This is a genomic window from Pseudochelatococcus contaminans (assembly GCF_014195635.1).
GTDB lineage: Bacteria > Pseudomonadota > Alphaproteobacteria > Rhizobiales > Beijerinckiaceae > Pseudochelatococcus > Pseudochelatococcus contaminans.
This window is the reverse complement of sequence record NZ_JACICC010000025.1, coordinates 1-14355: the sequence shown is the minus strand read 5'-3', so window position 1 is coordinate 14355 and position 14355 is coordinate 1. Positions and strand designations below refer to the sequence as shown.

The following is a 14355-nucleotide window of genomic DNA, read 5'->3' as shown; positions in this document are numbered from 1 at the left end:
CGCATCGCCTCACCTCAAGCGAAGGGGAATGTCGTCAACGTTGATCGTGTGCTGCGAACGTCACAGCGGTAAGACAGAACACAGAGTCAGGATAACAGCGCCATGCCCGCCGACGAATTCGACGGCGACGATGAGATGGTGAAACTGGAACTCGATCCATGGAGCTGAGGCGCGCGAGCGCCTCATTCCCGATAGCCCGGAACGCTCAGGAGGCGTCCGGGCCTCCGCCTTGCGATGGACGGTCCATCGCCGGAAACAGCGCCAGGGCGAACACCTTCGGAAGATGAGAGGAAGAGGTCGGGCCTTTGGCCGTGACGGGTTGAATGCTGAGAGAAAGGCTCTCGGCGCCCGTCGCGGAGTGATCCAGATGACCCTTGCCAGCCAATCCACCTTCGCCCCGATCGGGCAGGTTCTCGCCGACCGAGTGCTGCCCGGATTTCGGCGGGCGCAGAAGCTGCCGCTGCGCATCTCCTGCCTCGGCACCATCAGCTATGCCGGAGCCGCGGATGCTGATTATCGCGACCGCAGCGTCTCGCTTGGCGAGGCGGCTTCGCCGGAAGACGCCATCGCTCTTGCCGCGCTCCGCGTTTCGCGCGGCGATCTCGGCCCCGGCGACGACACCGTATTGCGCTTCGAACCGCGCCTGATCGTCATTCAGGACAGCGCGCTCGGCCTGGTTCTCGCCGGTGAAATCCGCGCCGGGATCATCCTCTGGCAGCAGCCTATCGCCAGCGACGGCGAGGCCCGCCGCATCATCATCGAAGCCAGCCGAAAGCGCGGCATGGCCACCACTGCCTCCGGCCGGGGCGATCAGGCGTCCGCCCGCGCCCTGCGATTCGGAGCGGCGTTGCTGGAAGCGCGGCTGGTCGATCCGCTTTGGCGCGAGACCGCCGCCGAGCTACTCCGGCTGCCGCAGGCAGCCTGATCCCATTTCCTTCCTTCAATCAGCCCGGCCTCGCGCCCGGCTTTGTCGTTTCAGGAGCCTGACATGGCCGACTACTTCACCCATTTTTCCTGCCTGCTCGATGTGCGGACGCCCGACAACGCTTCCCGCGCCCTCGATCTCTACAATCAGCTTTCCGAAGACGGCGCTTCGGAAGAACCGCCGTCCGACGGGTTCCTCCTGTCGATCCAGCCCGAGCATGGCGGCACCAAACTCTGGATGCGGGATGACGTCACGGGCGACCCGGAGCGTTTGATCCAGTTTGTGAAGCGTTGCGCCGCCGAATTCGGACTGACCGGCCGCTGGGGTTTTCAGTATGCCAACACCTGCTCGAAGCCGCGCGTCGACGGCTTCGGCGGGGGCGCTCATGTGCTCGATCTCGCCACCGGGGAAACCGTCGCCTGGACCTATACCGACGGCTGGCTTGCCGAAGTGCTGGGTGGAGGTGATCCCGATGCCTGAGATCATCGAAACCACAGTCTATCGGCTCAACGAGCTTTCCGATGCCGCGAAGGATAGAGCCCGCGCCTGGTATCGCGAAGGTGGCTTCGACTACGACTGGTACGATTCCGTCTATGAGGATTTCCAGCAGATCGCGGTAATCCTCGGAATCCGCTTCAAGACCCGCACCGTCCGCCTCTTGGGCGGCGGCACACGTCAGGAGCCTCGTATCGCCTTTACAGGGTTCTGGTCTCAGGGCGATGGTGCATCGTTCGAATGCTATTATTCCTACAGGAAGAATGCCTCGGCCGATATCCGATCCTATGCGCCGCGGGACATCAAGCTGCATGAAATCGCCGATGCGTTGCTGGCGATCCAGCGCCGAAACTTTTACCAGCTTCACGCCGAGGCCAGCCATCGTGGGCATTACTACCACGAGTATTGCATGTCGATTTCGGTCGAGCGTGACAGCCCCACCTATCAGGACATGACCGGCGACGCCGAGGAGATCGTCGTCCAGGCGCTCCGCGATCTCGCCCGTTGGCTCTATCGCCAGTTGGAGCGCGAATACGAATACCTGTCCTCGGACGAGGCGGTCGATGAGACGATCATCGCCAACGAATATACCTTTACCGAAACAGGCCGCAGGTTTGGCTGATGCCACAAGAGCGCCCCGTCTACAGGTGGGGCGCTCTTGTTATGTTTACAATGGGGCCGGCCACGCTACCACTCACCCTTCCGCCCATCTGCGGCGTGCTCGAAGCGCAGTGTCCACGGCTGGATAGCGTGACGATCATCCGTCCGCATAACACGCAGTCGCGATATCCCTGGCACGAAAGTCCGCACCGCATGGAACACGACCGGGATCGTGTAGACCTCGCGCGCCTGCCGGTTCTGGTAGCGCACTTCAGCGTTGATGATGACGGTGGGCGCGATGTCCCAGACCTCCGACAGGACCGCCAGGATAGCCGCAACCGCGATGACGCAGCCACGGAATGCGATCGAGGCCGACCAATGCTCTTCACCGAAACCCGGCAGGTCGGAAGTGATCGCTGATACGGCGAACGCAAGGATAACGAGCCAATAGAATCTCGGCGCTCGCGGGTGAAGTGACTTAATCACAAGCGTATTCCTCTCAAATACTCTTATATTTTCGGGGCCTGAGAGGTCGAATTCGCCTCAGATACTTTCCACCAAATAGTAAAACAAAGTCGTCGCCGCGACGAGGTGACGCCTGAGCACTGTGTGCCGCGATCGGCGGCTTTCGGCGATTTGGCCGATGGCATGAGAGTGAGAGCGAGGCCGGGACGGATGTGAGCCTGTGCGGTCGAGAGAGAGCGCTGCGCGGGCTCGATTCTGTCCCGCTCTCCCGAGGCTTCTTCAATGAATATGATCTCCACTCCTGCGGTGGCATCCGCCACCGCGCCGCTTTCGCTTGTCCCCGACAGCGACATCCCAGCCGCCGTCTTCGCAGCGGCGCAGCTTCTCCTGCCTCATATCGAGCGCGGCCAGCGCGTCGATGCCGCCATGCTGCGCAGCGCGATGGAGTCTGCCTTCGGTGCTTCCGACGCGACCGGCGCCTGGAACTGGAAAACGGCCTATGACGCTTGCGAGGCGGCGACTGTGCTTTTCCTCCGCAAATACGGGAAGGCTCTTTTCCGTAAATCCGCTTCTCCGGCGATGATACTGCCGCAGCTTGCCAAGATCACCAGCCTCCTGCCGACGCATACGCGCCGCTCGGAGGAAGCCCAGTCCTTCCAGCAATTCTCGACGCCGATCCCGCTCGGCCTCGCGGCCGTGACAGCGGCGGCAATCACTTCGGCCGACCGTGTGCTGGAACCGTCGGCCGGGACCGGGCTCCTCGCCATCCTGGCCGAGGCGGCCGGCGGCTCGCTTGTTCTCAACGAACTCGCACAGGCCCGCGCCGGCCTCCTTTCCCTTCTCTTTCCGGCCCTGTCCGTCTCCCGTTTCGACGCGGCCCAGATCGACGATCATCTCGACACTCGCATTTTGCCGTCCGTCGTGCTGATGAACCCGCCGTTCTCGGTCATGGCCAATGTCGAGGGCCGAATGGCCGACGCCGCCTTCCGCCATGTAGCCTCGGCGCTTGCGCGCCTTGCTCCCGGCGGCCGTCTCGTCACCATCACCGGCGCGAATTTCGCCCCCGACGCTCCGGCCTGGTCCGCCGCCTATGCGCGGCTGCAGGAACGCGGTCGCGTCGTCTTCTCCGCCGCGATCGACGGTTCGGTCTACGCGAAGCACGGCACGACCTTTCCGACGCGCCTGACCGTCATCGACAAGGTGCCGGCGAACGACCCGTCCGTATTCCTGGCCGCGCCCGGCGTCGCCCCGGATGTGGCCACGCTGCTCGGATGGCTGGCCGAGCATCTCCCGACACGCCTGCCGATCGATCCGGCAATCTCGGTCCCAGTGGTCGCGCCTCGCACCGTCCGTGCATATGTGAACCGGGCGGCCAAGGCTGCGCCCGTCGTAGCGCATGCCGAACCGGAGGGCGCTCCGCTTCATTACGAAACCGTCGACTGGAAGCCGGCGGATGCCGGTCGCCTTTCCGATGCGATCTATGAGGAGTACGGGCTTCAGACTATCCGGATTTCTGGGGCGCAGGCCCATCCGACCCAGCTCGTCCAGTCGGCGTCGATGGCGAGCGTCGCCCCGCCGAAGCCGAGCTATCGCCCGACGCTGCCGGCGAACGCGGTCGCGCTTCTGTCCGATGCGCAGCTCGAAACGGTGATCTATGCCGGAGAGGCACATTCCGATTTCCTGGCCGGCGCATGGACCATCGACAACACCTTCGACAATTTGACCGCCGCGGCAGAGGACGCCAAGGGCGCCGTCCGCCTCCGCCAGGGCTTCATGATCGGCGACGGCACGGGCGTCGGCAAGGGCCGGGAATCGGCCGCGATCATCCTCGACAACTGGCTTCAGGGACGGCGCAAGGCGGTCTGGATCTCGAAGTCCGACAAGCTGATCGAGGACGCGCAGCGCGATTGGAGCGCCCTCGGTATGGAGCGCCTGTTGGTCACACCGCTGTCGCGATACGCGCAGGGCAAGCCGATCACGCTGAACGAAGGCATCCTATTTCTAACCTACGCCACGCTGCGCTCCGACGACCGCGGAGAGAGGGTTTCGCGCGTCAAACAAATCGTTGAATGGTTGGGTTCCGACTTCGATGGAGTGATCATTTTCGACGAGGCACATCAGATGCAGAACGCCGCCGGCGGCAAGGGAGAACGCGGTGATGTCGCCGCCTCGCAGCAGGGCCGCGCCGGGCTGCGCCTCCAGCACGCGCTTCCGAACGCCCGCATCGTCTATGTCTCCGCCACCGGGGCAACCACCGTCCACAATCTCGCTTATGCGCAGCGGCTTGGCCTGTGGGGCAGCGAGGATTTCCCGTTCGCGACGCGCGCCGAGTTCGTCGAGGCGATCGAAGCCGGTGGCGTGGCGGCGATGGAGGTGCTCGCCCGCGACCTGCGCGCGCTCGGCCTCTACACCGCCCGCTCGCTCTCATTCGCCGGTGTCGAATACGAGCTGATCGAGCACGAACTGACGCCCGAGCAGGTCCGCATCTACGATGCCTATGCCGGCGCCTTCGCGATCATCCATAACAATCTGGATGCGGCGATGCAGGCCGCGAATATCACCGGCGGCGGCGAAGGCGGTTCGGGCACGCTCAACAAGCAGGCGAAATCCGCCGCCCGTTCGGCCTTCGAAAGCGCCAAGCAGCGCTTCTTCGGCCATCTGTTGACCAGCATGAAGACGCCGACCCTGCTTCGCTCGATCGCCGCCGATCTGGACGCGGGCCATTCGGCCGTCATCCAGATCGTCTCGACCGGCGAGGCGCTGATGGAACGGCGGCTGGCGGAACTGCCGACCGAGGAGTGGAACGACGTCCGCGTAGACATCACCCCGCGCGAATACGTCCTCGACTACCTTGCCCATTCCTTTCCGGTCCAGCTCTACGAGCCGTTCACGGATTCGGAGGGCAACCTGTCGTCACGCCCGGTCTATCGCGACGGCCAGCCGGTCGAAAGCCGCGAGGCCATCGCACGCCGCGATGCACTGATTGCCAAGCTCGCCAGCCTGCCGCCGGTTCCGGGCGCGCTCGACCAGCTCGTCCAGCATTTCGGGACGGACATGGTTGCCGAGGTGACGGGCCGGTCGCGCCGCATCGTCCGCAAGCGCGGCGGCAGCGTCACCATTGACCGGCTTGTCGTCGAGACGCGCGCCGGGGCGGCCAATCTGTCCGAGACGCAAGCCTTCATGGACGACAAGAAGAGCGTGCTCGTATTCTCGGACGCCGGCGGGACCGGCCGCAGCTACCACGCGGAGAAATCGGCGAAGAATACGCGGCTGCGCGTCCATTATCTGCTCGAGGCAGGCTGGAAAGCCGACACCGCCATTCAGGGCCTCGGCCGGACACACCGCACAAATCAGGCGCAGCCGCCGCTCTTCCGGCCGATCTCGACCAATGTGAAGGCAGAAAAGCGCTTTCTCAGCACGATCGCCCGCCGTCTCGACACTTTGGGCGCGATCACGCGCGGCCAGCGCCAGACCGGCGGCCAAGGGCTGTTTCGGCCCGAGGACAATCTGGAAAGCCACTACGCCCGCGACGCACTCCGCCAGCTCTATATGCTGCTGGTGCGCGGCAAGGTCGAAGGCTGCTCGCTCCAGCGCTTCGAAGAAGCCACCGGCCTAAAGCTGACGGACTCGACTGGCATCAAGGACGAATTGCCGCCGATCACGACGTTCCTCAACCGGCTGCTCGCGCTCACCATCGAGCTTCAGGGCATCCTCTTCTCGGCCTTCGAGCAACTCCTGACCGCCCGTATCGAGGGCGCGATTGCGTCAGGCACCTATGACGCCGGGCTGGAAACGCTGCGCGCCGAAAGCTTCGTCGTCGTCGATCGCCAGACGATCTATACGCATCCGCGCACCGGCGCGGAAACCAGCCTGCTTACGATCAACGAGCGTCGGCGCAACCGCCCGGTGACGCTTGACGCTGCTCTCGCCGAACTCGGCGACCCGCGCGCCAGGCTGCTCGTCAACGAGCGCTCGAGGCGTGCTGCTGTTCAGATCCCGGCCAGCAGCATCATGCTCGACGATGGCCAGGTCGAACGCCGCGTCCGGCTGATCCGGCCGACCGAGGCGCACAACATCCCGATACGCTTCATGGGCGAGACCCATTGGGTCGAAGCTGATAGGGACACCTTCGCGTCGGCTTGGAACGCCGAGATCGCCGAGGTGCCAGAGTTCACTGACGCGACCCTCCATATGGTCACGGGCTTGCTTCTGCCTATCTGGAAGCGGCTGCCGAACGATTCGACCCGCGTTTATCGGCTTCAGACCGACGACGGCGAGCGCATCATCGGCCGTAAGGTCTCGCCGGCCTGGGCCGCGAATGCGACCACGACCGGCGCAGCCGCGATCACGCCGGACGATACGTTCACCGCCCTGATGGACGGCCGCACCATCCTTGACCTCGCTGAGGGACTCCAGCTTCGCCGCGTTCGTGTCATGGGCGCGAACCGGATCGAGCTGTCTGGCTTCGACGACACGATGCGCGAGCGGCTCACGGCCTACGGCCTGTTTCACGAGATCATCTCGTGGAAGCTGCGCATGTTCGTGCCGACCGATGCCAACGGCCCCGCAGTTCTCGCCAAGGTGCTCGACCGCTGGCCGATCGAGCGCATCGGCGAGAAGGAGGCAGCGTGATGGCCCGTCACGGCGCCTCCGAACTGGCATCCCGTCTCGGCCGCAATGCCGAGGCGGTTTGCCGCCACTACCTGTCGTCTGGCCACCGCGCCGGACGATACTGGGTCGTCGGGGACGTTCAGAACAGCCCCGGTCGCTCGATGTTCGTGCGTCTGACCGGACCGGAGTCCGGCAAGGGTGCTGCCGGCAAATGGACCGATGCATCGACCGGCGAGCATGGCGATCTGCTCGACATCATCCGCGAAACGCTCGGCCTCGTCGACTTCAAGGACGTGGCCGAGGAAGCGCGCCGCTTCCTCGCTCTCCCGCATCCCGAACCGGAGAAGACGAGGACACCAACCGGCAGGACGTCGAACATCGCTGTCGGTTCGCCCGAAGCGTCGCGGCGGCTTTTCGCCATGTCGCAGCCGATCGGCGGCACACTTGCGGAAATCTACCTCAACGGGCGGGCGATCAACTCCCTCGCGGGAGCCACCGCGCTACGCTACCATCCGCGGTGCTACTATAAACCGGACCAGCATTCGCCCACCGAGATCTGGCCGGCGATCGTCGCTTCCGTCACCGATCTTCACGGCAACCAGACCGGCACACACCGCACCTGGCTCGCTCCGGACGGTTCGGGCAAGGCGCCGGTCGAGTCACCGCGGCGGGCGATGGGAGACCTTCTCGGGCACGGGGTCCGCTTCGGCGTCGCCGGTGAGGTGCTCGCGGCCGGCGAAGGCATCGAGACCGTGCTGTCACCCCGTCAGGTTCTGCCCCACTTGCCGATGATGGCGGCGCTCTCAGCGGCTCACCTCGCTGCCATCCTGTTCCCGGCGACGCTACGCAGGCTCTATGTCCTCAGAGATCGCGACCCGGCCGGTGACGGCGCAAGAGACAGCCTGGTCGCCAGAGCAAGGAGCGTCGGGATCGAAGCGATTTCGGTGTCGCCGGCGTGTGAGGACTTCAACGAAGATCTGCGCTGGCGTGGCATCGACGCCCTCCGGACGACCTTGATGGAGCAGCTTCATCCCGATGACGTCCGCCATTTCGTGGAAGGGTGAGAAGATCGGTGGAGGACAAGGCGCGGTCGAGGCGTCTCCACCTGCCGTCTCTGTTCATCATCGGAAGCATCCTTCGTTTTCCTGAGAGTCCCGTGCCCACGGCCTTCTGAGAGGGCGATCGGCCCACAAACGGCCCGGACAGGCAATGGCCGCGTTCGGGCTATTTTCCGCCGGCGGGGACGAGCCCCGCCTTTGCATCGCGAGAGTCAAAATAGCCCGAACCCGGCCATCGAAGCCCTCGCGGGAGCGCGAGGGTGCCAGTCCGTCCCGCCCATGGGCTTTCGACGCCTGCGAAGGCCGCGATGGGCGCGGTCTCCAGACAAAGGATGCTCCCGATGACGAACGAAGACGAAAACGCAGGTTTCGAGCCGAACCACATCTCGTCCCCCACCGATCATCTCCTCACCGAACTCCAGCTCTACGGCTGGCGGCCGTATCAGGACGAACCTGATCCGAGGCCGCTCCCGGAGGGCAACGCCGTCGCCGCCGCCGTCGCAGATATCTTCGACGCCCTCGTCGCGACGCTCGGTGGCACCCGCCTCGAACCCGACCTCGACGAATTGCTCTGGGGAACCGTCAATCTCTTCCACCGCGCCGCGGGCCGGGTCGAACGCGATCTCGATGACAACGAGCAGGCGCAACGCCGCCTCCAGCGTGAACAGGACGGCAGCGAGGTGAAGTCGGTCGAGCTGGAGCGCCTCACGGCAGAAGGTCAGACCCTGATTGAGCGGCGCAACAGCATGGAACTCTTCCGCGACGTCGCCTCCGAAGCCTTCGAGCACCACACCGGCAGCGCCTGGCGGCCCCGTACCGGCTCGATGGTCAACCATCGCAACCTCACCGCCGCAATGATCGACAGCCGGGATTTCCTCGCCGCGAAACACCGGGCCGAGACCGAGGTGATGATGCCCGCCGGCCCCAAGGTTGCTCTGACCGGAGGTGCCGACTTCAACGATCACCGCCTGATCTGGGCAAAGCTCGATCAGGTCCATGTGAAGCACCCCGACATGGTGCTGATGCACGGCGGCACGCCGAAGGGCGCCGAACTGATCGCCTCCCGATGGGCAGATAGCCGCAAGGTGGCTCAGGTCGCCTTCCGGCCCGACTGGACGAAGCACGGCAAGGCTGCGCCCTTCAAGCGCAACGACGCGATGCTCGACGTCCTGCCGGTAGGTGTCCTCGTCTTCCCCGGCACCGGCATTCAGGAGAATCTTGCGGACAAGGCCCGCAAGTTCGGCATCCCCGTCATGAAGTTCGACGGCGGCGCGTGAGCGCCGCCGCCTGGCGGCTGGAACAGCCACCAATACTTGACTATCGGAGAGGTTAGTGGCTGTTATGAAACATCCTTGCAGAACCGGAAAAGTAGCATAGTCGCAGGCGGAGCGTATCTACAGGCAGCCTGTCGTGATCCTCAACCGATCATGTGGAGGTTTCCATGTCACTCATCCTGCTCGCCATTTCCTTGACGATCGCGTTCTGCATCCTTGCCTACAATCTTGCGATCTACGCTTTGCCTTTCATGGTTGGCCTGTCGGCCGCCCAATATGCCTGGGGCGCTGGAGCCGGCATCTTCCTGTCAGGGCTTGCGGCCGTTAGCGCGGCATTGCTTTCGATCGGCCTCGTCATTGCGGTTCTCGGCTTCGCCAGGAATCCGGCTCTGCGGCTGATCGCTCTCGCTGTCTTTGCCGTGCCGGCCGTCATCGCCGGATATGCACTCATCCACGGCGTAGCGAAGAACGCCATCGATCCCGGCCTGATGCTCAACTTGCTTTCCGGCAGCGCCGGTCTGTTCATCGGCACCGCAGCCATTATCAATCTGAACGCCCTCGGCGTGTCGTTGTTCTCACGCTGATCAGTCGGCCACGATCCGGCGCGACCGCAAAAAAGCCGGCGGCTTGCGCCGCCGGGCTTCGACGTTCACGCACAGTCGAGGCTGTCGCGACAGCGCTGCCTTTGTCGTCCTTGCTTTCGGTCTCCTTCGCCCGGCTTGGGAAATCGGTCACCGGCTTGATATCCGCATGCCGTGGCAATCGGAGCCCGCCAGTCGATCCATTTCGTAGTGGGGACCGAGGCGAACCGGCACCTTCACCCCACTTTCGCAACTTCGCTGGATCGGGCCTGCTGTTATCGAAGATGGTAATGCGGTGCCATTCCGTGCCCTGATAGCCCGATAGCCTCCTCGTTCTTCTTCCGTCCATGTGTCCGTCCGACCTGCGGCGACGCGGGGTGGCCTGAAGAAGTAGAGGTCAGGCGTGCCCCGAAGTGCGCAGGTCCGTAAACCTGCCTAGTCGCCGTTACCGGCGAGGACAATGGTTCTGCTGCGCGTCCCCGTATTCCTGCTTTCAAAGGCACCAATCCCTCCGACTGACTGATCCCCTAAGTCCGTTCGGTTTCCACCAGCAACCCCGGCGGCTCCCAGCCGTGTTGCCGCGCAAGCGCGGCTGCCCGCCCCACCTGGGGCCTTAGGGGCAAGCTGCCGAACAGGTCGGCAGTTGCGGGAGTCTCCCGACGGCCTTGGCCGGGTCTCGTCGGAGGGATGGTCCCTCCGAGAAGCAACGGAGACTTACAATGCAGAACATCGTCATTCTCGCCGGCAACATCGGTCAGGCTCCCGAAACCCGCACCACCCAGGGCGGCACCCGCATCACCCACTTCACTCTGGCCACCTCGCGCCCCCGCTACTCGGACGGCAAGGTTGTCCGGGACGAGAGGGGCTACCGGGTCCAGGATACGGAATGGCACCGCATTACCGCCTTCAACGGCCTCGGCAAGACGATCCAGGAGTATTGCGAGAAAGGCATGAAGGTTCTGGTTCGCGGCCGCATCCACTACACGAAGTGGACGGACCAGCAGGGCAACGACCGCTACGGATGCGAAATTATCGCCGAGACGGTCGACTTCCTGAGCCGGGCGAAGGAGACCGAAAGCGATAGCGGCAAGTTCATCGATGACGAGGACATCCCGTTCTGAGCGGGAAAGCCAGAGCCCCGGCGGCGCGAGCCGCCGGGCTTTTCCATGTTCGCGACGGACCATTGTGGCCGAATCAGTCTTCGCGACTGCATGCGGATATGACGAACCTCCGCGAATTGTCACTGGTCAAATCTATCTAGAACGACTAAAATAGTCGTAGTTCTGGCGTGCGGATTTGTGACTGTAGGAGGTGATCATGCATGATCACCGCCCGACAGTCACGGGCCGCACGCGCGTTACTGGGTTGGACACAGGAGACGCTCGCTGACAAGGCCCGCGTATCGCTGACCGCATTGAAGCGCCTCGAATCCGAAAATGGATTAGAGGTGTTCGAGAGCACGCGCGACGAAATCAGACGGGCATTCGAGCGGAGCGGTATCCTCTTCCTGAACTCCGACCAAGGCGTAGGAGTGATGTTGGTACACGACAAGAGCTCAGGCTGATGTCGCTGCGAAGCAACGCCCGCGTGGCTCCTCTGAATTTTCACGCATTGCCTTAGACTGGACGAAACTGGCGATAACAATCTCCATTGAGGTCGATCAATGAATTGTCGGAGGAATTCGTGCCCGTGACTGTCCTATTAGACCAACCGCCAGATGATGCAGCGCTCTCGGGCTACGATTTGGCGCATCTAAAGCTATACCTTCGTCTGCTCGACGCGGACAGGGAAGGCGCGGACTGGCGCGAGGTAGTCCAAACTCTTTTCGGCATCTGTCCCGCCAGCGAACCCGAGCGCGCGGCACGGGTTCACTCTGCTCACCTTGCGCGCGCAAAATGGATGTCCGAAAACGGCTTTGGCCAGCTTCTCGGTCCACGCCTGAACTGAGGTGATGCAGAATCTGGATCACCTGCTTGCCAGTCCGGTCTTCCCAAACGCCGCCCGACCGAGGATCGTAACTATCCTATAACTCGCGCTTTTTTATGCGTGCGGGAGGATGGAGGAATGCCTCAGAATCTCGATTGGCGGTCTCACTCTGCCTACGATTATGTAGATCAACTCACGCCCAGCCAACTCGCTTGGGAATTCTTGCGCCGCAATCCCAAATACAGGATAGCGTTCGAGCAATTCGTATCCAGCGGCCGAGTATCCGACGAGGACGCCGCCGCTTTCGCTAAGCGATGGGGGCTGCGATTTCCCCGCAGAGCCGCATCTCAGCGCGATCGAGCAGCCGATCTTCTGGACCCTAGAAACCGACGCTGGTGCGATTCTTCTTCAGCCCGCATCCGTGTCCCTAGAAGGCTTCCACCTCACGGTTGAAGATCTCCACGAGCACCAGACAGGTAGCCGTGACGATCGTCACCTCCACGTCGAGATACGTGGAGAAAGATTTGATACCAGCCTGTCTGAAGCCGCGTATGCAGGGCCGCTTGGCGCTCTTGTCTTTTTCGACGATGACACACCCGACAGGCTAGCCACAGTCGCGCGGCTCTGGGCGGCGGCTCGCGGCCGCCGCATTCCGCCCGACCAACGTCTGACCCTCCAGCGGCGTCATCGGGCTCGGCAAATGCTGCGTGTCGTCGACGCCCGTGCGGATGGCGCGACCTATCGAACGATCGCCCAGTTCATTTATCCAGAATACGAGACGGACGCTGCTTCCTGGGTCGGAAGCGCGATCCGGGAGACCACGATTCGCCTCGTCCGCGACGGAATGAAACTTGTCCGCGGCGGCTATCGAGCGATGCTCAGGCGACCTCGCAGACGCCGATAGCGGTTCGGTGTCGAACTTAGATTCCTTACTTCAACATCGTCGGAGCCGCCCCCTGCGCGCCACTGTGCTCGTCGTTCGCCGCTGATGCCCAGCGGACGCCGGAACCTCACGGAGGCGCGATCCATGCCACACGAACCAGTCTTTTTGCCGCCGCGCTACCTGCGCACCAAAGAAGCCGCCGATTTCCTCAGCCTCTCGGCCAGGACCCTCGAAAAGCACCGGACTTACGGAACCGGCCCCGCTTATCGCAAACTCGGCGGCCGTGTCGTCTATGCCATAGACGATCTGGAAGCCTGGGCCGCTCGTGGCGCGGTGACCTCGACCTCCGACCCGCGCGGATCCGTGCTGCCGGCGAAGCGCCACACGACTGCTCAGCCGGCGCATGTCGGCCGCTTCGCACGCTGACGGCTCGCGGTTCCCTTCATGGCGGTGCGACGTCGATCCCTTTCCGAGCGCGGGCAACTCGATCTGTTCAGGGCGCTCCCCGGCGACTTCGCGCCAAGAGACGCGCAGGATCTCATGGCCTATCCCTTTTTCTCCCTTTCTAAGAATCACCGTGTCGCGCCGATCGATTTCGTCGCCGGCAACGTGACGATCCGAGTCGAAGCCGTTCCAGATCACGGCATGGCGACAATCTGGGACGCCGACATCCTGATCTGGGCGGCAAGCCAAATCGTAGAAGCCCGCGATACCGGACTTCGAACCTCCCGGCTAATGGCGGCCACTCCGTACGAAATCCTCACCTACGTCGGGCGTGGCACCTCACTCCGCGACTACCAGCGCCTAAAAGCCGCGCTCGACCGGCTGCAATCGACCACCGTTTCCACCTCGATCCGCCAACCTGCGGAAGGCCGCCGTCATCGCTTCTCATGGATCAACGAGTGGCAGGAGCGTACCGACCGCAACGGCCGTCCCGACGGCATCGAATTGATCGTGCCGGACTGGTTCTACCAGGCTGTCCTCGACGATGCTCTCGTGCTCACCATCGACCGGACCTACTTCGACCTGACCGGCGGCCTTGACCGCTGGCTCTACCGCTTGGTCCGCAAGCACGGCGGACGTCAACGCGAAGGCTGGCGCTTCGATTTCCGTCATCTCTACCAGAAATCCGGCAGCCTCTCGCCGTTCAAGCGCTTCGCATTCGAGTTGCGCGATATCATCCACCGTCAACCGCTACCTGGTTACAGGCTTTTCCTTGATGGCGACATCGGCGGGCGGACGCTGCTCGCTTTCGAGCCCGCGTCGGCCTGTGGAAAACCTGTGGACGGCCTCGTGCTATCAGGAACCCGCACTATCGTGCTATCGGGAACCCGAGGCTCGTGCTATCAGGAACCCGAACCGGGTTTAACGCACGGAAATTCCACAGAAAATCGCGCCCTTAACTTAGAGTCTAACATAGACTCTAACCTTGAAGAGCGCGTGCGCGATGTGGAAAACCTCTGTCGGGGTGCCAGGTTTCGCGAACCGGGGCGAGGTTTCATGAACTCGTTCCAGGAAACGCGAACCGGATTCACGG

At 63.4% G+C, this 14355-nt stretch carries 15 protein-coding genes; 14 read left to right on the top strand and 1 reads right to left on the bottom strand.

Annotated features, from left to right (window positions below):
* The first annotated feature begins 367 nt into the window (after positions 1-367).
* The 3 genes from FHS81_RS18000 to FHS81_RS17990 all read left to right on the top strand — a co-directional run bounded on the left by FHS81_RS18000 (position 368) and on the right by FHS81_RS17990 (position 2042).
* On the top strand, positions 368-925 hold the full coding sequence (locus FHS81_RS18000; protein ID WP_183754947.1) for a hypothetical protein: 558 nt from the start codon (positions 368-370) through the stop codon (positions 923-925).
* A 63-nt stretch (positions 926-988) separates the two neighbouring features.
* Positions 989-1405, top strand: a complete 417-nt coding sequence (locus FHS81_RS17995; RefSeq protein ID WP_183754945.1) for a hypothetical protein — start codon at positions 989-991, stop codon at positions 1403-1405.
* Positions 1398-2042, top strand: a complete 645-nt coding sequence (locus tag FHS81_RS17990; protein WP_183754943.1) for an antitoxin of toxin-antitoxin stability system — start codon at positions 1398-1400, stop codon at positions 2040-2042. Before FHS81_RS17995 ends, FHS81_RS17990 begins: the two co-directional genes overlap by 8 nt.
* A gap of 65 nt (positions 2043-2107) precedes the next feature.
* Here FHS81_RS17990 and FHS81_RS17985 read toward each other — a convergent pair whose 3' ends face one another.
* Positions 2108-2506, bottom strand: a complete 399-nt coding sequence (locus FHS81_RS17985; RefSeq protein ID WP_183754941.1) for a hypothetical protein — start codon at positions 2504-2506, stop codon at positions 2108-2110.
* 261 nt (positions 2507-2767) lie between these two features.
* Here FHS81_RS17985 and FHS81_RS17980 point away from each other — a divergent pair, with 261 nt between their 5' ends.
* From FHS81_RS17980 to FHS81_RS17935, 11 genes are all read left to right on the top strand, one after another.
* Positions 2768-7117 (top strand): strawberry notch-like NTP hydrolase domain-containing protein, encoded by a 4350-nt coding sequence (locus FHS81_RS17980; RefSeq protein ID WP_183754939.1) that lies wholly within the window; start codon positions 2768-2770, stop codon positions 7115-7117.
* On the top strand, positions 7117-8160 hold the full coding sequence (locus FHS81_RS17975) for a DUF7146 domain-containing protein (RefSeq protein ID WP_183754937.1): 1044 nt from the start codon (positions 7117-7119) through the stop codon (positions 8158-8160). The genes FHS81_RS17980 and FHS81_RS17975 overlap by 1 nt, the downstream gene beginning before the upstream one ends.
* 335 nt (positions 8161-8495) lie before the next feature.
* Positions 8496-9431: a DUF2493 domain-containing protein gene (locus FHS81_RS17970; RefSeq protein ID WP_183754935.1), complete on the top strand. Its 936-nt coding sequence runs from the start codon at positions 8496-8498 to the stop codon at positions 9429-9431.
* A 164-nt stretch (positions 9432-9595) separates the two neighbouring features.
* Positions 9596-10012, top strand: a complete 417-nt coding sequence (locus FHS81_RS17965) for a hypothetical protein (RefSeq protein ID WP_183754934.1) — start codon at positions 9596-9598, stop codon at positions 10010-10012.
* Positions 10013-10728: 716 nt separating this feature from the next.
* Positions 10729-11130 (top strand): single-stranded DNA-binding protein, encoded by a 402-nt coding sequence (locus FHS81_RS17960; RefSeq protein WP_183754932.1) that lies wholly within the window; start codon positions 10729-10731, stop codon positions 11128-11130.
* Positions 11131-11330: 200 nt separating this feature from the next.
* The gene (locus FHS81_RS17955; protein WP_183754930.1) at positions 11331-11573 is read left to right on the top strand and encodes a helix-turn-helix domain-containing protein; all 243 of its coding nucleotides are present in this window, start codon (positions 11331-11333) and stop codon (positions 11571-11573) included.
* A 125-nt stretch (positions 11574-11698) separates the two neighbouring features.
* On the top strand, positions 11699-11956 hold the full coding sequence (locus tag FHS81_RS17950) for a DUF2285 domain-containing protein (protein WP_343052561.1): 258 nt from the start codon (positions 11699-11701) through the stop codon (positions 11954-11956).
* A 117-nt stretch (positions 11957-12073) separates the two neighbouring features.
* Entirely contained in the window at positions 12074-12388 is a 315-nt protein-coding gene (locus tag FHS81_RS19385) for a transcriptional regulator domain-containing protein (protein WP_424945366.1), read from the top strand.
* Complete coding sequence (locus tag FHS81_RS19105) at positions 12357-12839, top strand: DNA -binding domain-containing protein (RefSeq protein ID WP_279718411.1); 483 nt, start codon at positions 12357-12359, stop codon at positions 12837-12839. Before FHS81_RS19385 ends, FHS81_RS19105 begins: the two co-directional genes overlap by 32 nt.
* Before the next feature lie 123 nt (positions 12840-12962).
* Complete coding sequence (locus tag FHS81_RS17940) at positions 12963-13244, top strand: helix-turn-helix transcriptional regulator (RefSeq protein ID WP_183754926.1); 282 nt, start codon at positions 12963-12965, stop codon at positions 13242-13244.
* Between the two features lie 18 nt (positions 13245-13262).
* The coding region (locus FHS81_RS17935) for a replication initiator protein A (protein WP_183754924.1) at positions 13263-14355 on the top strand (1093 nt) is incomplete at its 3' end.

What these genes read in the sequence shown, in the direction of transcription:
- FHS81_RS17990 (WP_183754943.1), top strand. Translation starts at nt 1,398, where the DNA reads ATGCCTGAGATCATCGAAACCACAGTCTATCGGCTCAACGAGCTTTCC.
- FHS81_RS17940 (WP_183754926.1), top strand. Translation starts at nt 12,963, where the DNA reads ATGCCACACGAACCAGTCTTTTTGCCGCCGCGCTACCTGCGCACCAAA.
- FHS81_RS17955 (WP_183754930.1), top strand. Translation starts at nt 11,331, where the DNA reads ATGATCACCGCCCGACAGTCACGGGCCGCACGCGCGTTACTGGGTTGG.
- FHS81_RS19385 (WP_424945366.1), top strand. Translation starts at nt 12,074, where the DNA reads ATGCCTCAGAATCTCGATTGGCGGTCTCACTCTGCCTACGATTATGTA.
- FHS81_RS17980 (WP_183754939.1), top strand. Translation starts at nt 2,768, where the DNA reads ATGAATATGATCTCCACTCCTGCGGTGGCATCCGCCACCGCGCCGCTT.
- FHS81_RS17960 (WP_183754932.1), top strand. Translation starts at nt 10,729, where the DNA reads ATGCAGAACATCGTCATTCTCGCCGGCAACATCGGTCAGGCTCCCGAA.
- FHS81_RS17970 (WP_183754935.1), top strand. Translation starts at nt 8,496, where the DNA reads ATGACGAACGAAGACGAAAACGCAGGTTTCGAGCCGAACCACATCTCG.
- FHS81_RS17975 (WP_183754937.1), top strand. Translation starts at nt 7,117, where the DNA reads ATGGCCCGTCACGGCGCCTCCGAACTGGCATCCCGTCTCGGCCGCAAT.
- FHS81_RS17995 (WP_183754945.1), top strand. Translation starts at nt 989, where the DNA reads ATGGCCGACTACTTCACCCATTTTTCCTGCCTGCTCGATGTGCGGACG.
- FHS81_RS17965 (WP_183754934.1), top strand. Translation starts at nt 9,596, where the DNA reads ATGTCACTCATCCTGCTCGCCATTTCCTTGACGATCGCGTTCTGCATC.
- FHS81_RS18000 (WP_183754947.1), top strand. Translation starts at nt 368, where the DNA reads ATGACCCTTGCCAGCCAATCCACCTTCGCCCCGATCGGGCAGGTTCTC.